Annotated in this window: 15 protein-coding genes and 7 pseudogenes; 18 read left to right on the forward strand and 4 right to left on the reverse strand. The window is 46.1% G+C overall.

The genetic code is table 11. The annotated features are described in order from the left end of the window. Positions 1–282 precede the first annotated feature (282 nt). The 11 genes and pseudogenes from ACH0VJ_RS19200 to ACH0VJ_RS19250 form a co-directional block, all read left to right on the forward strand. Positions 283–423 (forward strand): annotated as a pseudogene (locus ACH0VJ_RS19200) (Clp protease ClpB); the annotation flags it as partial. After that, a pseudogene (locus tag ACH0VJ_RS19205) lies at positions 422–706 on the forward strand (integrase core domain-containing protein); the annotation flags it as partial. The pseudogenes ACH0VJ_RS19200 and ACH0VJ_RS19205, both read left to right, overlap by 2 nt. A 763-nt stretch (positions 707–1,469) precedes the next feature. Next, positions 1,470–1,970, forward strand: coding sequence for a Saf-pilin pilus formation protein SafA (locus tag ACH0VJ_RS19210; RefSeq protein ID WP_000835843.1), 501 nt, complete (start codon positions 1,470–1,472; stop codon positions 1,968–1,970). 83 nt (positions 1,971–2,053) lie between these two features. Then, positions 2,054–2,791, forward strand: a complete 738-nt coding sequence (gene safB / locus ACH0VJ_RS19215) for a pili assembly chaperone SafB (RefSeq protein ID WP_001537407.1) — start codon at positions 2,054–2,056, stop codon at positions 2,789–2,791. A gap of 23 nt (positions 2,792–2,814) precedes the next feature. Beyond that, the gene (locus ACH0VJ_RS19220; RefSeq protein ID WP_000669613.1) at positions 2,815–5,325 is read left to right on the forward strand and encodes a fimbrial biogenesis outer membrane usher protein; all 2,511 of its coding nucleotides are present in this window, start codon (positions 2,815–2,817) and stop codon (positions 5,323–5,325) included. Positions 5,326–5,346: 21 nt separating this feature from the next. Continuing rightward, positions 5,347–5,817 carry an AfaD family invasin gene (afaD, locus tag ACH0VJ_RS19225; RefSeq protein ID WP_000266948.1) on the forward strand — a complete coding sequence of 157 codons (471 nt, stop codon included), beginning with the start codon at positions 5,347–5,349 and terminating at the stop codon, positions 5,815–5,817. 407 nt (positions 5,818–6,224) lie between these two features. Next, positions 6,225–7,046 (forward strand): polysaccharide deacetylase family protein, encoded by an 822-nt coding sequence (locus tag ACH0VJ_RS19230; protein WP_000119375.1) that lies wholly within the window; start codon positions 6,225–6,227, stop codon positions 7,044–7,046. 82 nt (positions 7,047–7,128) lie between these two features. Then, positions 7,129–7,366: pseudogene (locus ACH0VJ_RS19235) on the forward strand (PerC family transcriptional regulator); the annotation flags it as partial. 496 nt (positions 7,367–7,862) lie between these two features. Further along, positions 7,863–8,810 (forward strand): LysR family transcriptional regulator, encoded by a 948-nt coding sequence (locus tag ACH0VJ_RS19240; protein ID WP_000970302.1) that lies wholly within the window; start codon positions 7,863–7,865, stop codon positions 8,808–8,810. A 119-nt stretch (positions 8,811–8,929) separates the two neighbouring features. Next, a pseudogene (locus tag ACH0VJ_RS19245) lies at positions 8,930–9,049 on the forward strand (hypothetical protein); the annotation flags it as partial. Positions 9,050–9,129: 80 nt separating this feature from the next. Next, positions 9,130–9,291: pseudogene (locus ACH0VJ_RS19250) on the forward strand (transposase); the annotation flags it as partial. A gap of 64 nt (positions 9,292–9,355) precedes the next feature. On the opposite strand, the pseudogene ACH0VJ_RS19255 reads toward ACH0VJ_RS19250, so the two are convergent. Continuing rightward, positions 9,356–9,946: pseudogene (locus tag ACH0VJ_RS19255) on the reverse strand (ATP-binding protein). Positions 9,947–10,947: 1,001 nt separating this feature from the next. Here ACH0VJ_RS19255 and tcfA point away from each other — a divergent pair. From tcfA to tioA, 6 genes are all read left to right on the forward strand, one after another. Beyond that, positions 10,948–11,658 (forward strand): fimbrial chaperone TcfA, encoded by a 711-nt coding sequence (gene tcfA / locus ACH0VJ_RS19260; protein ID WP_001009503.1) that lies wholly within the window; start codon positions 10,948–10,950, stop codon positions 11,656–11,658. Between the two features lie 50 nt (positions 11,659–11,708). After that, positions 11,709–12,284, forward strand: coding sequence for a fimbrial protein TcfB (gene tcfB / locus ACH0VJ_RS19265; protein WP_000287810.1), 576 nt, complete (start codon positions 11,709–11,711; stop codon positions 12,282–12,284). A 108-nt stretch (positions 12,285–12,392) separates the two neighbouring features. After that, positions 12,393–15,080, forward strand: a complete 2,688-nt coding sequence (gene tcfC / locus ACH0VJ_RS19270) for a fimbrial outer membrane usher protein TcfC (protein ID WP_000092515.1) — start codon at positions 12,393–12,395, stop codon at positions 15,078–15,080. Positions 15,081–15,102: 22 nt separating this feature from the next. Further along, entirely contained in the window at positions 15,103–16,209 is a 1,107-nt protein-coding gene (locus ACH0VJ_RS19275) for a CfaE/CblD family pilus tip adhesin (protein ID WP_000066475.1), read from the forward strand. Positions 16,210–16,341: 132 nt separating this feature from the next. Beyond that, positions 16,342–16,797: an Lrp/AsnC family transcriptional regulator gene (locus ACH0VJ_RS19280; protein ID WP_000219490.1), complete on the forward strand. Its 456-nt coding sequence runs from the start codon at positions 16,342–16,344 to the stop codon at positions 16,795–16,797. A 139-nt stretch (positions 16,798–16,936) separates the two neighbouring features. After that, the gene (gene tioA, locus ACH0VJ_RS19285) at positions 16,937–17,554 is read left to right on the forward strand and encodes a protein TioA (RefSeq protein WP_000241747.1); all 618 of its coding nucleotides are present in this window, start codon (positions 16,937–16,939) and stop codon (positions 17,552–17,554) included. Positions 17,555–18,155: 601 nt separating this feature from the next. Here tioA and ACH0VJ_RS19290 read toward each other — a convergent pair. Beyond that, positions 18,156–18,268 (reverse strand): annotated as a pseudogene (locus ACH0VJ_RS19290) (hypothetical protein); the annotation flags it as partial. A gap of 56 nt (positions 18,269–18,324) precedes the next feature. Between ACH0VJ_RS19290 and ACH0VJ_RS19295 the strand changes: the two are divergent. Further along, positions 18,325–18,513 (forward strand): hypothetical protein, encoded by a 189-nt coding sequence (locus ACH0VJ_RS19295; RefSeq protein WP_031607265.1) that lies wholly within the window; start codon positions 18,325–18,327, stop codon positions 18,511–18,513. 3 nt (positions 18,514–18,516) lie between these two features. Here ACH0VJ_RS19295 and pagN read toward each other — a convergent pair whose 3' ends face one another. Both pagN and ACH0VJ_RS19305 read right to left on the reverse strand, forming a co-directional pair. Then, the gene (pagN, locus tag ACH0VJ_RS19300) at positions 18,517–19,236 is read right to left on the reverse strand and encodes an adhesin/invasin protein PagN (RefSeq protein ID WP_000787610.1); all 720 of its coding nucleotides are present in this window, start codon (positions 19,234–19,236) and stop codon (positions 18,517–18,519) included. Positions 19,237–19,580: 344 nt separating this feature from the next. After that, complete coding sequence (locus tag ACH0VJ_RS19305; RefSeq protein ID WP_000788200.1) at positions 19,581–19,988, reverse strand: Spy/CpxP family protein refolding chaperone; 408 nt, start codon at positions 19,986–19,988, stop codon at positions 19,581–19,583. Positions 19,989–20,197: the final 209 nt, after the last annotated feature.

Consider the following 20,197-nt stretch of genomic DNA (forward strand, 5'->3'; position numbering starts at 1 on the left):
GTCATTATTGATGACACCCTTTTTATTATTTTCGTCGTGAATGCATTGTTGTATGCATAGATGTCTTTTTTGAAATATTATTTCTTTTAATTCTTCAATTGCGATTTTTATCTTGCTGTTCATTGATTATTTAATATTAACGGCTTGGTTGCTAATTAGTCCCTGATCTGTATCATTGTTTTGTTTCGATATTTTTTCGAGGCTATCAATAAAGAATTGTTTATATATTTATGTGCATTGATGCATTATTTTTATGAATTTTTATGTCACAAGGCATAACACATGGAAACTCCTGTTTCACGCAGTGCGTTGTATGGAAAACTGGCCGGCCCACTATTCCGGTCGCTGGAATCGGCAACGGCATTTTGCAAACTACGCTCTAATCCCTGGGTTGAGCTGACTCACTGGCTGCACCAGTTATCCGGCCATGCTGCGTATGGATAAGGGACCGGAATTTATCTCGCTGGCACTGGCTGAATGGGCAAAGAAACATGTAGTAAAGCTGGCGTTTATCCAGCCGGGTAAGCCGAAGAAAAACGTTTTCATCACGCGCTTTAACCGGACATACCGTACAGAAATACTCAATTCTTATCTGTTCAGAACGCTGAATGAGGTGCGGGAAATTGCGGATAAAGGGTTATCAGAATATAACTGCGAACGTCCATATGAATCGCGGAACAATATGATACCGAAGGAATACCACTAACAACATTATCTGGCCGGAATCTTAAAAATGCATGGAACTAAAACGGGTCTATTTACAGGGGCACCTGCGATGAATTTCGCTGTACTGAAAAGCGATACCGGATGAGAGCTGCTTCAAATTAATGTGCCATGTTCACGGGGAGGTGGTGCGACGTTTGCATAATCCAGCAAGAACTGAAAGGAAGGGGAGAGCTTTTTCATGCCTGTATAATCAGTCTGACCTGTGTCAGTCAGCTCTTAGTGTTGAGACTCTCGTTGGAGCGTTATAATTGCTTTTCCGTTTCGGAAAACAAGATTTTCCATTAAAGATCTTCCCTGCGAGGAAAAGTTAACTAATAATCTTACCGTCGAGTTAGGAGATGTATGTTTAAATATAAACAATGTTGCAACGATGCCTGATAATTATCCTCTCTTCGAAGATAAGTTTCCCACACCCAGTGTGGTGGGTGTCATTGTAATGTTATCACTTGAATGTAAATGGAAGGTATAATTGCTTTTTGACTAGTATTCTATTCCACCCTGACAACACGATGTTAACATCAACACTGTTTATATTGGCAATAACGCAATTTTTTTCAGATTAAGAGGTGCTCTGATATATAGATTTTTATGACATTACTTATTTGAATTGGTAACAAATACCAATAAGCACAAGCTGTTATTACCAGCCACGGATTTTTCCATACGGTAAGATTTGGTATGGTGTTATGTGTTCTGGATGTGCTGGATTATTTTAATTTGGTTAAAAAAAGGTGGTTATTCAAATGAAAAGCATAAAAAAATTGATTATCGCAAGTGCGTTGAGCATGATGGCTGCTAGTTGTTATGCTGGCTCATTTTTGCCGAACACAATGCAAGAGAAATCAGTGGATATTAACTTTGCCGCTCCCGAACATTTAACCGTATCGTTGGATCAAGTGCCGGGTTTAATTGCTGGGGATGAGCCTACAGGTACGGCTATTGCGAAGCTTACAGTTGATTCTACTTCTGTTAAAGAATTCGGGGCCAGGGGGGCTTCTGGCGTGATGATGGACAATGCTGGCATTGTATGGAGAATAACTGGTAAAAATAGTGGCAACTCACTCACTGTGGGCTTATCACCTAAGGATGTGACCAACAATAGTCAGGGCAGGCAAACGTGGAATGGGAGAGAGTGGATCACCTTTGATACCAATGTCCCACTTTATATTACTACGGTGGGGGAGCAGAATATCTCACCTGATACGTACCCACTGACTTTAGATGTAGTGGGATATCAGGCGTAATAGTAAACAACTATTAGTGTATTGCGCCTTGTTTAAGGCGTAATACACATCAAATTTTTCGTTTTTCTTTTACAATTTTTGATATGAAAACAATTAATTTTGTTTTAATGGCGGTAGCTTTGTTCGCCTCTAATTCTATGGTTTCAGTATATGCCGCCAGGCAGCAATTAAATTCAGCCACTAAATCATTCAGCGTGAAGCTGGGAGCTACACGGGTGATTTATCACGCTGGTACACCCGGCGCGACGCTCTCGGTGAGCAACCCGCAGGATTACCCTATTTTGGTTCAGTCTTCAGTCAAAGCAGAAGACAAAAATTCGCCAGCCCCCTTTATGGTGATGCCGCCTCTATTTCGTTTAGAAGCGAACCAGCAGAGTCAACTGCGTATTATCCGTACTGGTGGTGACATGCCAACGGATCGTGAAACTTTACAGTGGGTCTGTATAAAGGCGGTACCACCCGAAAATGAACCGTCGGATACACAGGCTAAGGGCGCGACCCTTGACCTCAATTTGTCCATCAGCACCTGTGACAAGCTGATTTTCCGCCCGGATGCCGTGAAGGGGACGCCGGAAGATGTTGCAGGAAATTTAAGATGGGTGGAGACGGGCAACAAACTTAAGGTAGAGAACCCCACCCCGTTTTACATGAATTTAGCCTCTGTCACAGTAGGGGGAAAGCCCATTACAGGGCTTGAGTATATCCCCCCCTTTGCTGACAAAACACTAAATATGCCAGGTGGCACTCGTGGTGATGTCGAGTGGAAAATTATTACAGACTTAGGTGGTGAAAGTCATCCGTTCCACTACGTTTTTAAATAAGTTCAAGGAATTAGCGGCAGAAAATGAAGTTCAAACAACCTGCCTTGCTACTGTTCATCGCGGGAGTGGTTCATTGCGCAAATGCGCACGCTTACACATTCGATGCATCAATGTTGGGCGATGCAGCGAAAGGGGTTGATATGTCGCTCTTTAACCAGGGGGTACAACAGCCAGGGACTTATCGCGTGGACGTGATGGTGAATGGTAAACGTGTCGACACCCGTGATGTGGTGTTCAAATTGGAAAAGGATGGGCAAGGAACGCCTTTTCTGGCTCCTTGTTTGACGGTCAGTCAGCTTTCACGCTACGGCGTAAAAACGGAAGATTACCCTCAGTTGTGGAAAGCAGCAAAGACCCCAGATGAGTGTGCGGATCTGAGCGCCATTCCACAGGCTAAAGCGGTACTGGATATCAATAATCAGCAACTGCAACTGAGTATTCCTCAGGTGGCGTTGCGTACGAAATTTAAGGGGATCGCTCCTGAAGATCTCTGGGATGATGGTATTCCGGCGTTTCTGATGAACTACAGTGCGAGGACAACGCAGACGGATTACAAAATGGATATGGAGAGGCGTGACAACTCTTCCTGGGTACAACTGCAACCGGGAATCAATATAGGTGCGTGGCGTGTCCGCAATGCGACCAGCTGGCAGCGGAGTGGTCAACAGTCGGGGAAGTGGCAGGCAGCATATACCTATGCTGAGCGTGGACTGTACTCACTAAAAAGTCGTCTGACTCTGGGGCAAAAGACTTCGCAGGGGGAGATATTTGATAGTGTGCCATTTACCGGTGTGATGTTGGCATCGGATGACAACATGGTGCCCTACAGTGAGCGGCAGTTTGCTCCGGTAGTGCGTGGGATTGCCCGCACGCAGGCTCGGGTGGAGGTCAAACAGAATGGTTACACCATTTACAACACCACCGTGGCGCCCGGACCGTTTGCACTGCGGGATCTGTCGGTAACAGACAGTAGTGGTGATCTGCATGTCACCGTGTGGGAGGCCGATGGCAGTACACAAATGTTTGTGGTGCCGTATCAGACCCCGGCGATAGCACTGCACCAGGGATATTTGAAGTACAGCCTGTTGGCGGGCCGATACCGATCGTCAGACTCTGCAACGGATAAGGCGCAGATCGCGCAGGCTACGTTGATGTATGGTCTGCCGTGGAATCTCACTGCATACGGCGGTATACAGAGTGCAACGCACTATCAAGCTGCATTGCTTGGTTTGGGGGGATCTCTCGGGCGGTGGGGGAGTTTATCTGTCGATGGAAGCGACACACACAGTCAGCGTCAGGGGGAGGCGGTACAGCAAGGAGCCTCCTGGCGACTGCGTTACAGCAACCAGCTGACTGCGACGGGGACAAATTTTTTTCTGACGAGATGGCAGTATGCCTCGCAGGGCTATAACACCCTATCCGATGTGCTCGACAGTTATCGACATGATGGCAACCGTCTATGGTCGTGGCGGGAAAATTTGCAGCCGAGCTCGCGTACTACCCTGATGTTGAGTCAGTCATGGGGGAGGCATTTGGGCAATCTGAGTTTAACCGGTTCCCGTACCGACTGGCGTAATCGCCCCGGTCATGATGACAGCTACGGACTGAGTTGGGGAACCTCTATCGGAGGGGGCTCGCTGTCATTGAACTGGAATCAAAACAGAACGCTGTGGCGCAATGGCGCGCACCGTAAAGAGAACATAACCAGCCTGTGGTTCAGTATGCCATTAAGCCGCTGGACGGGGAATAATGTAAGTGCTAGTTGGCAGATGACTTCACCATCACACGGTGGTCAGACGCAACAAGTGGGGGTCAACGGAGAGGCATTCAGTCAGCAACTGGATTGGGAGGTGCGTCAGAGTTACCGTGCCGATGCCCCGCCAGGTGGTGGTAATAACAGCGCATTGCACTTGGCATGGAATGGGGATTACGGCCTGTTAGGTGGTGACTATAGCTACAGCCGGGCGATGCGCCAGATGGGAGTCAATATCGCGGGAGGTATAGTTATCCACCATCATGGTGTGACGCTGGGGCAACCTTTGCAAGGCTCAGTGGCGCTGGTTGAAGCGCCAGGGGCCTCGGGGGTGCCAGTTGGCGGCTGGCCTGGCGTTAAGACGGATTTTCGTGGCGACACCACAGTGGGCAACCTGAACGTCTATCAGGAGAATACAGTCAGCCTCGATCCGTCGCGACTACCGGATGACGCAGAGGTCACACAAACCGATGTGCGCGTGGTGCCAACCGAAGGGGCGGTGGTGGAAGCGAAGTTTCACACTCGCATCGGGGCCAGGGCACTGATGACGCTGAAACGGGAAGATGGTAGCGCCATTCCTTTCGGGGCGCAGGTTACAGTCAATGGGCAGGATGGCAGTGCTGCTCTGGTGGATACTGATAGCCAGGTTTATCTCACTGGTCTGGCGGATAAGGGCGAACTGACGGTGAAATGGGGAGCACAGCAATGTCGGGTTAACTACCAGCTACCTGCCCACAAGGGAATCGCGGGCTTGTATCAAATGAGCGGTCTCTGCAGATAGCCGATTCTGAAGGAGAGAATAATGTGGATGAAAATACAGCGAGTGAAAACGGTTATCTATAGCGTAACCTTACTGGTCGCTGCCAGTAGCTTGATGCCGATAGCGAACGCCGCAGAAAAACTTCAGACAACGCTACGTGTAGGGACTTACTTTCGGGCTGGGCACGTGCCAGATGGGATGGTGCTTGCGCAAGGCTGGGTGACTTATCACGGCAGTCACAGCGGGTTTCGGGTATGGAGCGATGAGCAAAAGGCGGGTAACACGCCTGCCGTATTGCTGCTGAGCGGGCAACAGGATCCTCGCCATCACATTCAGGTTCGCCTGGAGGGTGAGGGGTGGCAACCAGATACGGTGAGTGGTCGTGGCGCCATTTTAAGAACCGCTGCAGATAACGCCAGTTTCAGTGTGGTCGTTGATGGCAATCAGGAAGTGCCTGCGGATACCTGGACGCTGGATTTTAAGGCCTGTGCATTGACACACGAGGAGGCGTAGACATCCGTTCCACTCATACTTCCTGTATCAGTGAATAAGGCGAATACTGTATATCAGGCTCGAGGATGTATTGAAAATTTACTCAAGGCAAATATGGTTAGCAATCTTCATTGCAGAAAAATCAATTGCTGATTGATTTTAAAATCTGAAATTCATCTTTTTTTGTAGGGAGAGGAATATTATGTTTCGTAAAATAATTTAACGGACACTGATGCCTTTATTATTTTCTGTTTTATGGGTTTGTTTGATTCACTCTTTTGTGAGCGGGGCTTTATAAGCCCCTGGTATAAGGTTTGTTTATCTGTCAGGTATTCATATGTGATATTTAAGATTTTATGTTTAGGGGGCTTTTTCTTGTCCCCTCAGGCGTAAAAATAATTTATTTTTTACATAAAGGAATAAAGCATATGTCTTATGCACGACATTTACCGGTATTAATGTATCACCATGTCAGTGATAAACCCGGACAGATAACCTTATCTCCCTGTACGTTCCGGGCGCAGATGAAATGGCTGGCTGAATCTGGCTGGAAAACCGTTACCGCTGCAGAGGTGGAAGCTTTTTATCATGGTGCAAGATTGCCTCGTAAAAGCGTCATGCTGACCTTTGATGGCGGCTGGCTGGATAACTGGTTGCAGGTTTTTCCGGTGCTGCAGGAGTTTAATCTGCATGCGCATCTCTTTCTTGTGACCAGTTTGATCAGTGACGGACCGGTCCGTATTCCTGCAGGCGAACCGGTGTACTCTCATGATGAGTGTCAGATGCTGGTTAAACAAGGCCGGGCTGATGAGGTCATGCTGCGCTGGTCAGAGGTCCGGGAGATGCACCTCAGTGGCCTTGTTGAGTTTCACTCGCACACGCACACCCACCGACGCTGGGACCAGAAACCTGTGTCCCGTAATCCGTCGGATTTGCTTCGTGTCGATATTCTTCTTAGTCGTAAGCGGATGAGGGAGATGCTGGGTTACTGCAGTCAGCATCTGTGCTGGCCTGAGGGCTGGTATTGTTCTGACTATATTCATGTGGCTGAAGAGCTGGGGTTCACATACCTGTATACCACAGAAAGGCGTATGAACAATCCAGTCATCGGTTCACAGCGTATTGGTCGTATCAACACAAAGGAGCGAAAGAATGTGGGCTGGCTGAAACGTCGTCTGTTTTATCACACCACGCCCGGATTTTCTTCGCTGCTGGCCCGGCATAAGGGGCCACGTCGGATAGCTGACTGAGCCGGAGACCAGGATGAAAGTGCTGCATACCGAATCCTCCCCCATCATCGGCGGGCAGGGGTTGTAGGCTATATCCCAAATGATGGTGCTGATTTTGAGCAGAAATAAGATAACACCGGAGGCCGTGATAGACCCGGTTGCGCAGAATCTGGAGGCAGCAGGTCACTGGCGCAGGGCTTCTACCCGCTGGCTTTTGGTCATGGGCGATTTTGAATGTACAGAGGCCCAGCGGGAGTGGTTGTTGTTGCGCCGGAATTATTGCCTTGCGCAGATATCTTCCCCTGGCGCCAGTAAAGCTGGATATCAGCGACGTGACGAAATGAGAGGAGCCTGCACATAGGTTTGTGTTTTGAGTAAGTGTCTTATTTAAACCGTCTGTTCTGTTTCCTCCGCTTTCACAAATAATATCGAGCCGGGTGGGGGGTACGCAAGTAAGAATAATCTGGCGATGTTTTGCTTGTTTCCACGGGATACTTTGTTAGGTGAACGATGCAATTAATGTGCTCCAGACTGCGTCACAGAAAAGGAGAATGCCTTTGCAGAACGGGTGCATGACAATGAACCACTTTATTATTGAGATCTGGTTCGGCGACAACCTTGACGATCGCTTCTGAGATAGGGTATTTACACTGAGTGGTAAACAGGTTCAATTAGTAACCGGAGATGGATGCAAAATCATGATCGATTCAGATGCTATTTTGCAGCCAATAGATTTTTTATTAAGATGATATCAAGGACATTGAGGCACACAATGACGTATCAGTAAGTCGTTGATAGCTCATTTGATATAAGAATTTCTTTTATCAACGGAAGATAATGATGGAACTGATCAATAATCGTGGTATGCGAGACTGGATGATATTTATTAAAGTGGCGGAAGTAGGGAATCTTTCCCGGGCTGCACGGGAATTAGATATTAGCATTTCTGCTGTCAGTAAATCGCTTAGTCGCCTTGAGAATTCTATTGAGGTTACTTTACTTCGGCGCGATTCACATCACTTAGAACTGACTGGAGCTGGTCAGACAGCCTATGCAAGCATGAAAAGGATAACATCTTCCTTTCAGTCCTTGCTGGATGAATTGCGAAATCCGGATAAAATTATCAGAGGGAGTATAAAATTTTCGGCTCCGGCTATTGTCTGTGAGTTTCTTGCCAATAAGTGGATATGGGAATTTACAGCTAGCTATCCGGATACAAAAATCTACCTGGATTCACGAGAGCGTAGCGATTTTTTTAGTAAATCCCTGGAGTTTGATGAGCTGGTTTTTAAAAGTGGCATAATCGAAAGTGAGGATCTCGTGTATCGAAAGATAAGCCCTTTAAAGTTGGTTCTTTGTGCGAGTCCGAAATATATCAGAAAATATGGCAGGATCTCACACCCTGGCGATTTGGAAAATCACATTATTGTGGGTCTTCACAATCATGGTCTTTCCGGACCTCTTACTCTTTTCCGTCAAGATGAATCATACACTATTAGTGGCGCTGTTAATGTTCATTTATCTTCCAATAATCTTTTGAGTGTTCTTAATTTGGTTTTAGAAGGAAAGGGTATCAACCTCATGACTCCGGCCTGGCTTGCCACCAAATACTTAAAAAATAATGAACTTGAAATTATACTTCCTGAATGGAGGGTTCCAGATCTCCCCATTTATCTTGTATGGCGTCATCGTCAGTATTATTCTCCTTTATTTCAACGCTTTCTGTCTTTTATTGAAGATAAATGGAATAATCGCCCACAAATTGATTTTCTGAATGATGATTAACCCGTTTGGAATGGTTTTGACACGTTCCTGACTTAAACCCACATGATGATGACTGAATTGAGGCATCGAGATATGCGACTGGTCAGCCAGTCGTCTTTTGACGATGCCCAATACAAAACATGATGCCGACTGACGGAAATGATAATACCCGGAAACAGGACGGGGCTGTTTTTGGGCAGCCGGAAGTTAAGCCCATACCAGAAACGTTGCAGTGTACTGAAAAATGGCGCCAGGTTGCACTGTAAGTATCCCGCATAATCGAGCCATTCACATTTAGAGATCATCCGACATAATCAATCTGCCGACGCAGGAGATCGCTGTGCGTAAAGCCCGTATTACTGCGCACCAGATCATCGCTGTGATTAGATCAGTCGAATCCGGACGGACTGTTAAAGATGTCTACCGGGAGGCCGGTATTTCGGAAGCCACCAGGGACAACTGGAAGTCTGGATGCGGCGGCATGGAAGCTTCTGATATTAAATCTTGAGGATGTCAACGCCAGGATTTATGGTCGTTTTTCGCTATTTTTAATATCCGCTGTTTGATCACTTCTGCTGTCCGCTTTCCGCCATTTCATCTTCACTGATTGGCGTTGCGCTTTTGGTCAGCGCCCCGACTTTGCGTTTTTCCTTCAGTTGGTAACTTTCTCCTTTGATATTCAGTGTGGTTGAGTGATGCAGTAGCCGATCCAGGATCGCTGTTGCCAGCACGTTATCACCGAACATCTCTCCCCAGTCTGCGAAGCCTTTGTTTGACGTCAGGATAATGCTCGCTTTTTCATACCGTCGGTTCAGCAGTCGGAAGAACAGACTGGCTTCCTCACTGGTCATTGGCAGGTAACCTATTTCGTCCAGGATCAGCCCCCGCACATAGCTCAGTTGTTGTAGCTGGCGCTCCAGGCGGTTTTCCAGCTTCGCTTTCATCAGCGTCTACCAACCTGTCCTGCGGCATGAACAACACCCGATGGCCCACATCTGCCGCTTTCACACCGGGGGCAGCGGCCAGGTGGGTTTTCTCCACTCCGGGGGCCCCAGCAGGATCACATTCTCGCAGCGCTCCACGAACGCCAGACCGGCCAACTCCCGGACGACCTTACGATCGATGCCTGGCTGGAAGCTGAAGTCGAACTGCTCCAGCGTTTTGACTCATGGCAGACGAGCCTGTTTCAGCCGGGATTCCATTCCGCGCTGATGTCTGCCGTTCTATTCCTGCTGCAGCGCCATGCACAGGAATGTCGACTTATTTTGGGCTGACAGAGGCATTGGTCGTTAAGACTTGTATATTCATGTTGCTTACTCGCACAAAAGGGGGAAAGGAACCGTAAACAACATTGACAGGTAAGGGACTGGCATCAATTTGAATGGTGTTTTTTTATAACATTATGTTTTAAAAGGTAAATTGTATTTTCATGGTGAATTGTTCTGTTTTATATTGTTATTTATGGAATATTTAACCAATATTTCATCTAAAAATAGTGTATTATATTGATTACACTTTGCTGGAGAGGTGTAAACATCAAGCGTAACCATATGATGTATATAAGTTTTTGTTTGCTGATATCATATTTTTAACAGATATTGAGCAAGTAAATCTGATCTAACTGTAACTTTAGTTTTCTAAATTAATTACTTTGCTTACTTTTTTTTTACCTGGTTTTGTAAAACCTCATGATGATCAGTCTATTTGTGGCTTTGTTTAAGGTTTATTTGGTTTTGTAGTCTGAATTGTATCTCCCTCCTGGAGGGCTTTCTTTAGATTCTCTGTCTCCTACGTTGTTATGTTACGTATTTGTTGCTTTGAAGGGGGGGGATACAGTTCCATTTATCTGAGTAAGTCAGGTACACAGTAACAACTTTCTTATGAAGAATTTCCAAAATTTTTACTGCTGCGTTATTAATTGTTCAGCGATTCTTACAGATCTGTCGTTCGCTTTTGGTGAATGAAATCCGTGGACTTTTATTTACTAATTTTTTCTTTCCTGAAAAAAACAGAGGTATTGAGCGAAAAATTTTATTCCGTATGATGCCCTCCACACAAAATGTATTAACACTGAATCGTAATTTGCTTCTTTATGCTGATAACTTTCTGTCTATGCTAATACTAAAATTTAGATGACTTTTATACGGTAAAATCTGGTATGAATTTTAAAGATACTCTTCCCGGGGTGTTTCTCTGTGTCGCTATGTTTGCATGTGGTCATGCCAGGGCGAATATGCTCGTTTATCCCATGGCGGCAGAAATTAATAGTAGCCGCGAAGAGGCCACCTCGCTGTTCGTCTATTCTAAATCAGATCATGTGCAATATATTCGAACAAGAATCATGCGTATTGAACACCCTGGTATGCCACAGGAGAAGGAGGTACCAGCAGGGAATGATATAGAGACAGGACTTGTTGTCTCCCCGGAGAAATTTGCTCTTTCCCCGGGAACAAAAAAAACAATACGTGTTATCAGTACTCAGGCACCGGAAAGAGAGGAAGCCTGGCGGGTATACTTCGAGGCTGTTCCTGAACTGGAAGATGATCCACAGGCAGGCGGAAAGCAAAATTCATCCGTAAGTGTGAATCTTGTCTGGGGGGTGTTGCTGCGTGTTTCTCCGTCAGACCCCAGGCCTGCGCTGGTAACGGACGGTCACCACCTGCTGAATACGGGAAACACACGGCTTTCTCTTATTCGGGCTGGCAACTGCGACACCACATGCCACTGGCAGAATATAGGCAAAAGTATTTATCCCGGCGGGAGTGCTGATATTCCGGCCGGAATAAAAAGTAATGCATTTCGTGTGGAATATCGTACGGGTGCAAATTCACCGGTAATCTCTGCTGATTTAACAGCAGCCGGAAAGTAAAAACACACGGAGCGTACGCTATACCCTACATTTATTCTCAGGGGGAGCGGATGTATACCGAGTGTACATATATCACTGTAATAAACAACAAAGCAAGGTTATTTTTTATGAACATGAAAACATCTTTTATTGCCGCAGCTGTGGCATTGGCCACCGTTTATTCTTTTTCTGTTTCTGCGGTTCAGAAGGATATTACCGTCACTGCCAATATTGACAGTACACTTGAACTGCTGCAGGCCGATGGTTCATCCCTCCCGTCGACTATGAAGCTGGATTTCATGCCGGGTAAGGGCCTGGTCCATAAATCACTCCAGACCCGCCTTTACAGCAACGATCAGACCAAGTCGGTTAATGTAAAACTGTTGAATGCTCCACAACTTATCAACGTCCTGGATCCCACCAAAACCATTGATATGGAAGTGACTCTGGGAGGACGGTCACTGACCACCACCAATTCTGTACTGGAAGCTAAAACCCTGTTCCCGGACGGAAAAACTGGCGATGCTTCAGCTCTGCTGAACCTGGATATTGGTCAGAAGGCTGGAGCAGCCTTACAAAACCTGCCTGCCGGTGAATACAGCGGATTGGTCAGTCTGGTGATTTCACAGGCTGTCACTGCCGGCTAATAACCGGTTATTAGCTCTTCATCTGATCCGGTTTTGGGGTGTCACCGTTCGTACCTGAACCGGATCCGGTATTGATCTTATTATTCATTGCAATTCAGGTCTCTTTACGTGAGTCGTTATTTCTGGATGTATTATTTACTGGGATTGTGCAGTTTTACCAGCCAGGCAACTCTTATTCCCCCTCCTGGATTTGAATCTCTGCTGGAAGGACAGACTGAGCAAATTGAAGTGTTGCTACCAGGGCATTCACTGGGATTATTTCCGGTGGTGGTTAAACCGGACACCGTGCAGTTCATGTCCCCATTGATGGTACTTGAAAGCAGTGGGCTTGCCGCGTTGCCGGCCGCAGAACGGCAAAAAGCGCTGGCTGCACTCAGCCGTCCGTTGCTACGTAACAGCAATCTGGTCTGTGGTGTCTCAGAAGCAAAAGACAGCAGCGAGTGTGGTTACGTGGCAACAGATAAAGAGGATGTTGCGGTTATTTTTGATGAGAACAACGGTCAGTTATCTTTGTTTCTTAACCGGGACTGGTTGCCGGATGAAGAACGACGTGATAAACGCTGGCTGACTCCGACCCCGGAGGGTGTCAGCGCATTTATTCACCGCCAGACGCTGTATCTGAGTGATGATCTCCACAGTCGTAATATGACACTGAATGGTAGCGGTGCCCTGGGGCTTGGTAACGGTCGTTATCTGGGAGGCAACTGGGCGGCTATCTGGAATCAGTCAGAACATTACAATAACAGTCAGACCTGGTTTGACAATCTGTTTGTCCGTCAGGATCTCGGCAATCAGTATTATCTCCAGGCTGGTCAGATGGATCAGCGGAATCTGTCCAGCGCCACGGGGGGGGATTTTGGGTTCAGTCTGCTTCCCCTGAGCCGGTTTGATGGATTACGAACCGGGACCACCCAAGCTTATGTTAACCATGAGGTGGACCAGAATGCCACTCCGGTTATGGTTCAGGTTACCCGAAATGCCCGTATTGATATTTATCGTGGCAGCGAGTTGCTGGGGAGTCAGTTCCTGACCCCGGGAATGCATACCCTGGATACTCACTCTCTTCCACCGGGAAGCTATCCTCTGGCGTTGCGGGTGTATGAGGATGGGATTCTGCGGCGAACGGAGACCCAGCCCTTCAGTAAGGGGGGCAATAGCTTCAGTGCACAGACCCAGTGGTTTATTCAGGGCGGGCTGGAAGATACCGGGGATAAAGCCAGCCATTATGACGGTGAGACTGTCATGGCTGCCGGATTCCAAACTGGGCTGCGGAAAAATATCAGTCTGACCGAAGGTATCTCTCTGGCACATGAGGCCTGGTACAGTGAAACCCGACTGAATTCACAGCATGCAGTGCTGGATGGCACGCTGGACCTTTCTGCCGGGATACTGCATGGGACAGACAGCACGAGCGGTAACACTGAGCAGGTGACATACAACGACGGATTTTCCGCGAGTCTGTGGCGTAACCATACGGAAAGTGATGCCTGTAGTGGTCGTCATCCACAGTCAGTGCATGCCAGTATGACCTGCCAGACTTCGATGAACGCCTCCCTGTCGGTTCCGGTGGGGAACTGGTATGCCCTACTGGGATACAGTACCAGCAGGACAGAAGGTCGGCCGGTTTACCGGGGATATGATGATAACAGTGACAAAGAAAATGTGTTCTGGCGACAGGCATACATCCCTGCCTCTCACCGCGAATCTGCTCAGGCTAGTGCAACGTACAGCCTTAATATGGCTGGCATGAATATTAATACCCATGGGGGAGTATGGCGAACCCGAAATGACGGAGTGAATGATGATGGCTTGTTTATGAGTGTCAGTGTGTCATATGCCTCTCAACCACCGACAATGACTGGCAGTAATGGGTATACCTCAGCCGGGACCGATATTCACAGTAGCCGGAATCAAAAAACACAGACGTCCTGGAATGTGAACCATGTGAGATCCTGGCAGCAGGATCTGTATCGTGAACTGTCGGTGGGTTTCTCCGGTTATAACGACGACAGCTGGAGCGGGAGTCTCGGCGGACGCATGAGCGGCCGTATGGGTGAACTGAGCGCCACTATCAGTAACTCCCATCAACGTAATGCGGGCAGCGCCAGTTCACTCACCGCTGGCTACAGCTCGTCTCTGGCGTTATCCCGTAATGGACTGTTCTGGGGAGGTGGTCAGGACGGTGAACCGGCCTCTGGCATGGCGGTGAACGTGGAGTCAGAGGGGGACGAGGGCAGTAGCGGGAAAGTAGTCAGCGTTCGTGGCAGCAGCCAGCCGTTCAGTCTCGGTTTTGGTCAGCAGTCGCTGTTGCTGATGGAAGGCTATAACGCCACGGAGGTGACCATTGAGGATGCAGGGGTTAGTTCACAGGGTATGGCAGGCGTAAAAGCGGGAGGGGGAAGAAGGTGTTACTTCCTGACACCCGGGCATCTGCTGGTTCACAACATCAGCGCCAGTATGAGCCGACTGTACGTTGGCCGCGTACTGGACAAGGATGGCAGACCGCTGCTGGACGCACAGCCACTGAACCATCCATTTTTGTCGTTGGGACCTTCCGGGCGATTTAGCCTGCAGAGCGAGCATAAAGAATCCAGCCTGTGGCTGCTGTCAAAAAACAGGATCCTGCGTTGTCCGATGTCAGTACATAAACGTCGGGATGTTATGCAGGTAGTGGGTGATGTGCGGTGTGAATTAAGTGACGTGGATGCCCTGCCACAGGCGTTGCAAATATCGCCGCGGGTCATCCGTTTGCTGAACGTGGCAGGTTTGCTGCGCCATTCCGTTCAGGAAGCCTGACGTAGAGATAAAGGCGTTAACTATGAGTAATAAAATGAAGTGGACGAGTATGACAGCCCATTGGTCAGCAATTATTAATTTCATCCGAAAATACGTTCGCTCTGCAAGGATGGTTGCAATTCATCTTCTGGTACTGTGGTTACCTGTTTCAGCTCAGGCTGAAAGGGAGAGCGACTATTCATGGAACCTGCCAGTCTCTGGGAATATAGACCTGAATGCACTCCCTGAACAACAGGATATATGGTCTATTAAGGTAGTCCAAAGGGATTTCGGTCTAGGGTACTTTTCATTAATGTGCCTGTCTGAAAACGATGATGTTTTCGGAAAATGCCGGACAAGGGTTCCAGACGGTGTGTATGTTCAACCTTTCCAAAACGTGCCATTACGGTTTACGCGGCAGGGTAGTGGTGAGACGATTACCCTGACCGTGGCAGGTAGGTTTGCTAATCATGATGAGGGATTTGCAGGATCGGTTACCTACAGAGCAATGGAGGATCACGTCATTATAAAAACATGGATTCTGCGTGAGGAGTTGAAAAAAATCCCGACTACCGGCATCTGGACTGCGCATCTGCAGATGCGATCTTTGCGATGGTGGAATATTCCAATCGGTAGTTTAGTGTCGGATATCACGCTGAATGTAACAGACCACTTTGCTGAAAATGCGGCTATTTACTTTCCGCAATTTGGTACAGCAACGCCCCGGGTGGACCTGAATCTTCACCGGATGAATGCCTCACAAATGTCGGGCAGGGCTAATCTGGATATGTGTCTGTATGACGGAGGTGTGAAAGCCCGTTCATTACAGATGAAGATAGAAGGAAGCAATAAGTCAGGTACGGGATTTCAGGTTATGAAGAGCGATTCTGCTGATACGATTGATTATGCGGTCAGTATGAATTATGGGGGACGAAATATTCCTGTCACCCGTGGCGTGGAGTTCAGTCTGGATAACGTGGATAAAGCAGCAACGCGTCCGGTGGTACTTCCCGGGCAACGGCAGGCGGTACGTTGTGTGCCAGTGCCCCTTACCCTGACAACACAACCCTTTAACATCAGAGAGAAGCGTTCTGGTGAGTATCAGGGAACGCTGACAGTGACAATGCTGATGGGAACACAAACCCCCTGACAGTAATTATTTATTTTATTGATATCTTTCTTATATGGTTTTTTAAATCAGAGTTCTCTTTATATACTTGTTTTATTTAATAAAGAGAATCTATTTACTTATGAAAATCAATGCGTGAGGTTCTGCTTTCCTATGACTGTGTATTTAGATGATAAAGATAAAGAATTATTGAAAGAAATCCAAAAAGATTGTGCACAAACTTTATGGCAACTTGCATATAAAGTGGGACTTACGCCCACACCATGTTTCAAACGTTTAAAAAAACTTAAAGACAGGGGGGTTATCATTGGTCAGTTCGCTTTATTGGATAAAGAAAAACTAGGTCTTTCACTTAATGTCTTTATTATGATTAACATATCTGAGGAGCAATACGCTAGTATTTCTGAGAAAATAAAGTCAATGCCTGAGGTTATTGCCTTTTATCGAATTTCTGGATCATTTAATTATTTAATGCATACAGTATTTACAGATATGAACGATTACTATAGTTTTTATGAGAAAATAATATTAACTAATTCTTCAATTAGTGGATCTGCATCGAGCTTTGTTCTTGAGCAAATAAAGGAAACAAACGAACTGCCAGTGTGAAAGTGTGATGTGTACTTACTGATTTAATACATTATTATCCTTCTTACGGAACAACAACGGCAGATTGCGGCTGTTGAACAAGGATTTTAATCAGCAGTGGTGAAATTAAGCGGCACAGAATAACACAGCGGAATATCACATGGTTAAATATCACCCCGTGCATGTAACAAAAAACCGCATTAAAACAGATGATGTTACTGATATTTATTTCGTTGAACCCTTCTGGAAAGAAGGCGAAAACCACATAATTGAGTCATTGATGTTTTTTGAAGAGTTACAAAAGTCATTTAATTTATTCAACCATAAATATGGGTTAAATAAATATATACTCAGGATCCCCTGGGAATTTGTGCTCATACATATGGAAAGGATCAGTAAATTAAATAGCGTCGGGTTATTTGCTGTTTCTGTTGACTTTAATAACAACCACAAATTTCTGAGCGAGTACATCAGGAGTCGCAGAGATTATGGTATGGAAGTTTGGTTTGATTTTTGTGGTAAACATTCTTATTCCAGTGAAATTAAAAACCTTGGGTTCTTTTTTCAGGCTTGCGTAGTGCCTCGTGATCCTAATTTTATTAGTAGTGTTTATCATTATCATAAGTTCCAAAAGATTCTTGTCGGGGATATAAATGATGTAGAACAGAGGGCCGTGTACCAGAACGAAGTTGATTACATGTATGGAATGCAATGGCCATCGTCATATGACGGTTTTTTCTTTCGGGATCATAAAAAAAATGAAACTTGGTGTATATAACAGAAGGAGTGAAAATTTGAATCAAAAATATCTTATTTATTTTTTGTTTAATTATTGTTTTGTTTTTTATTACGATTAAATATAAAGAACATCATTGTTCGTGCGGTGGGGAGGCTGGAAGTTTAGGGGATGACCGTTTATCAACAATTTTATTACAGCCACCATACGAATGGTTTATATATGCACTAGATGTATTATTTTAGTTTAATATATCGATGGTTGCTATTTGCATTGATGATGTTCCGTTACATTAAGGAATATACATCTGTATCTCGTTATACGCACACTCACATTACTAATCATTATTAATATGAGTGTGGTTCTTGTTTTACGCATGCATGGTTGCATGTGACGTTAAATTTAAATGAGCTGACTGTATGAATTCTAAATACTTTAGAGAGGTGTTTTTTGTCTCGGTAGTTGTTATATTATTATTTTATTTGGTGTTATTTGCAGCCAGTGCTCATGCTGAAGGCGGTTTCAGCTCTGGAGGCATTGGGTTATTTATGACGGGAACAAGAGAGATGCTACTGTAGAGATAATAAATTCTGCTAAAGATTCCCCAATTCTTGTGCATTGACATCCTCCACGTCCTGAAGGGCGTGGGTTCCTGCTCCAACGGGCTGCCTGACTGCACGCTCCTTCCACAGGCAAGCACGGCGTGTCCCGCTCTAAAATGTTACGCGCGCCGTTTACATCGGCGTTCGCAGTATATCTTCATACCAGACACTTGTAAGTATCTCGCATAATCGTGCCATTCACATTTAGAGATCATACAACAGGACGGGACTGTTTTTGGGCAGCCGGAAGTTAAGCCCATACCAGAAACGTTGCAGTGTACTGAAAAATGGCGCCAGGTTGCACCTGTTCAAAGATTTTCTGAAGGCGCAGGAGTATTCATTACTGATATCCTCCATTGCGCCTTCGGGAACCCACAGGACCAGCTATTTTACCGATAGTGTTTAAAAGGCGTAAGTAATGCCGAGCATGAAGTCATTGGAGGCAGCCTTTGTGTCTGCATCATAAGCGGTATGTTCATCACCAGCATAGTGATTTTTTGAAATGCTTACTTTGCCAGCATTAATGTATTTATAACTGGCGTCAATCATAATATTATCTGTTACAGCATATTTTGCACCGATACCTGCGCCCCAGGCAAAGTTATTTTTTGAAGCAGACAGAGTTTCATTAATACCAAAACCAACAGGAATGGTGTTATTACTTAGCTTCACATGAGCGAGGCCAACGCCTGCGCTGATATAGGGAGTAAATGCCGTACTATTGTGAAAATCATAATAGCCATTAACCATGTAAGTGGTCATTCGGACCTGATTTTTTACATTTATGTGTACTGGATCACCAAATGCAATAATATCCTGCCCGCCTTTAGCATCCGTCTCACCTCTGAAAGTGGTATCCAGTTCTAAACGTACTGGAAGCTGGAATGGATCATAAAAGTCATAACCGATAGCAACCCCGCCGCCAAAAACGCCTTTGGTACGGTCAGGTAACGTTGCATGACCATTAACTATCTCATCCTGGCTGAAGGTTGAGTTGATTCCATAGACATTGACTACGGATGTCCCCGCTTTCCCGGTGATATAGATCCCTTCTTGTGCTGATGCAGTAGCGGACCAGGCTACCACAAGGGGAATGATGCAGACTGCGAAAAAGTTTTTCATTTCAGAACCTGCCTTAATATTGGGCTAAAAGACAAGTTTCACGGTATAGGGTGTGATATAACGATTACATAAACGAAGCCAAAAAACGGTCTATTGTAACGCTGGGTTTTCTGTAAGCGGGTAAAAAATGAGATGAAAATATTAAATAACAATACGATAATCGTCGGTATGGAAATCCATCTCCTCGCCAAATTGCCCAACGTATGCCAGCCCCACGTACGGTTTCACTTCTACGTTATGTAACGGGTAGTGTGAGATAGAGCGATGCTGTAAGAAAAAGATGAAGATGAATTTGTACCCGACCTGGATAAAGCCCGTTATCCAGGAATAACGGGCAAAAATATTTACTCAAGTGCCTGGGCGAGATCTTGTTGTACCTGTTGACGCTGTTCTGGTGTTAAGACTTTGCTTAAATCAAAATAATATTTAACCCGATAATAGCGAGCCTGTTGTTCTATGTTACTGAAGGCTGCAAGCTGCTGTTTTACGGCGGCGTCATCCCATTTACCGGATTTAATCACCTCTATCAGCGCACCGTCTTTAATTCCCTTCATAGAAATCTGACTGACGTCGGTTTCCAGTTGTTGGTGAAGTTTTTTGATCCGGGTAATCTGATCGTTTGTCAGCTTCAGATGCTGGACAATAGGATCCTGGGCGGGCAGGGGAGGATTGGGGACAGCGGTGGCGAAAGCGCCAAAAGAAACGCCCGCCAGAGTCGCTGCCAGTAAAGTTGTGCGTACAAAGTTTTTCATGAAGATATCCTGATAAGGGAGTGATTAACCGTTTTTATTACCCACGAATGGCGAGCAATTATCTTAGAGCCTATCCCATTAGGGCTATTTTACTTGCCATTTTGGACCTGGGCAGTGCTCGCCAAAACGCGTTAGCGTTTTGAACGCCGCTAGCGGCGGCCCGAAGGGCGAGCGTAGCGAGTCAAACCTCACGTACTACGTGTACGCTC

It is taken from the genome of Salmonella sp. 2020_1459, assembly GCF_043847915.1.
Classification (GTDB): Bacteria; Pseudomonadota; Gammaproteobacteria; order Enterobacterales; family Enterobacteriaceae; genus Salmonella; species Salmonella enterica.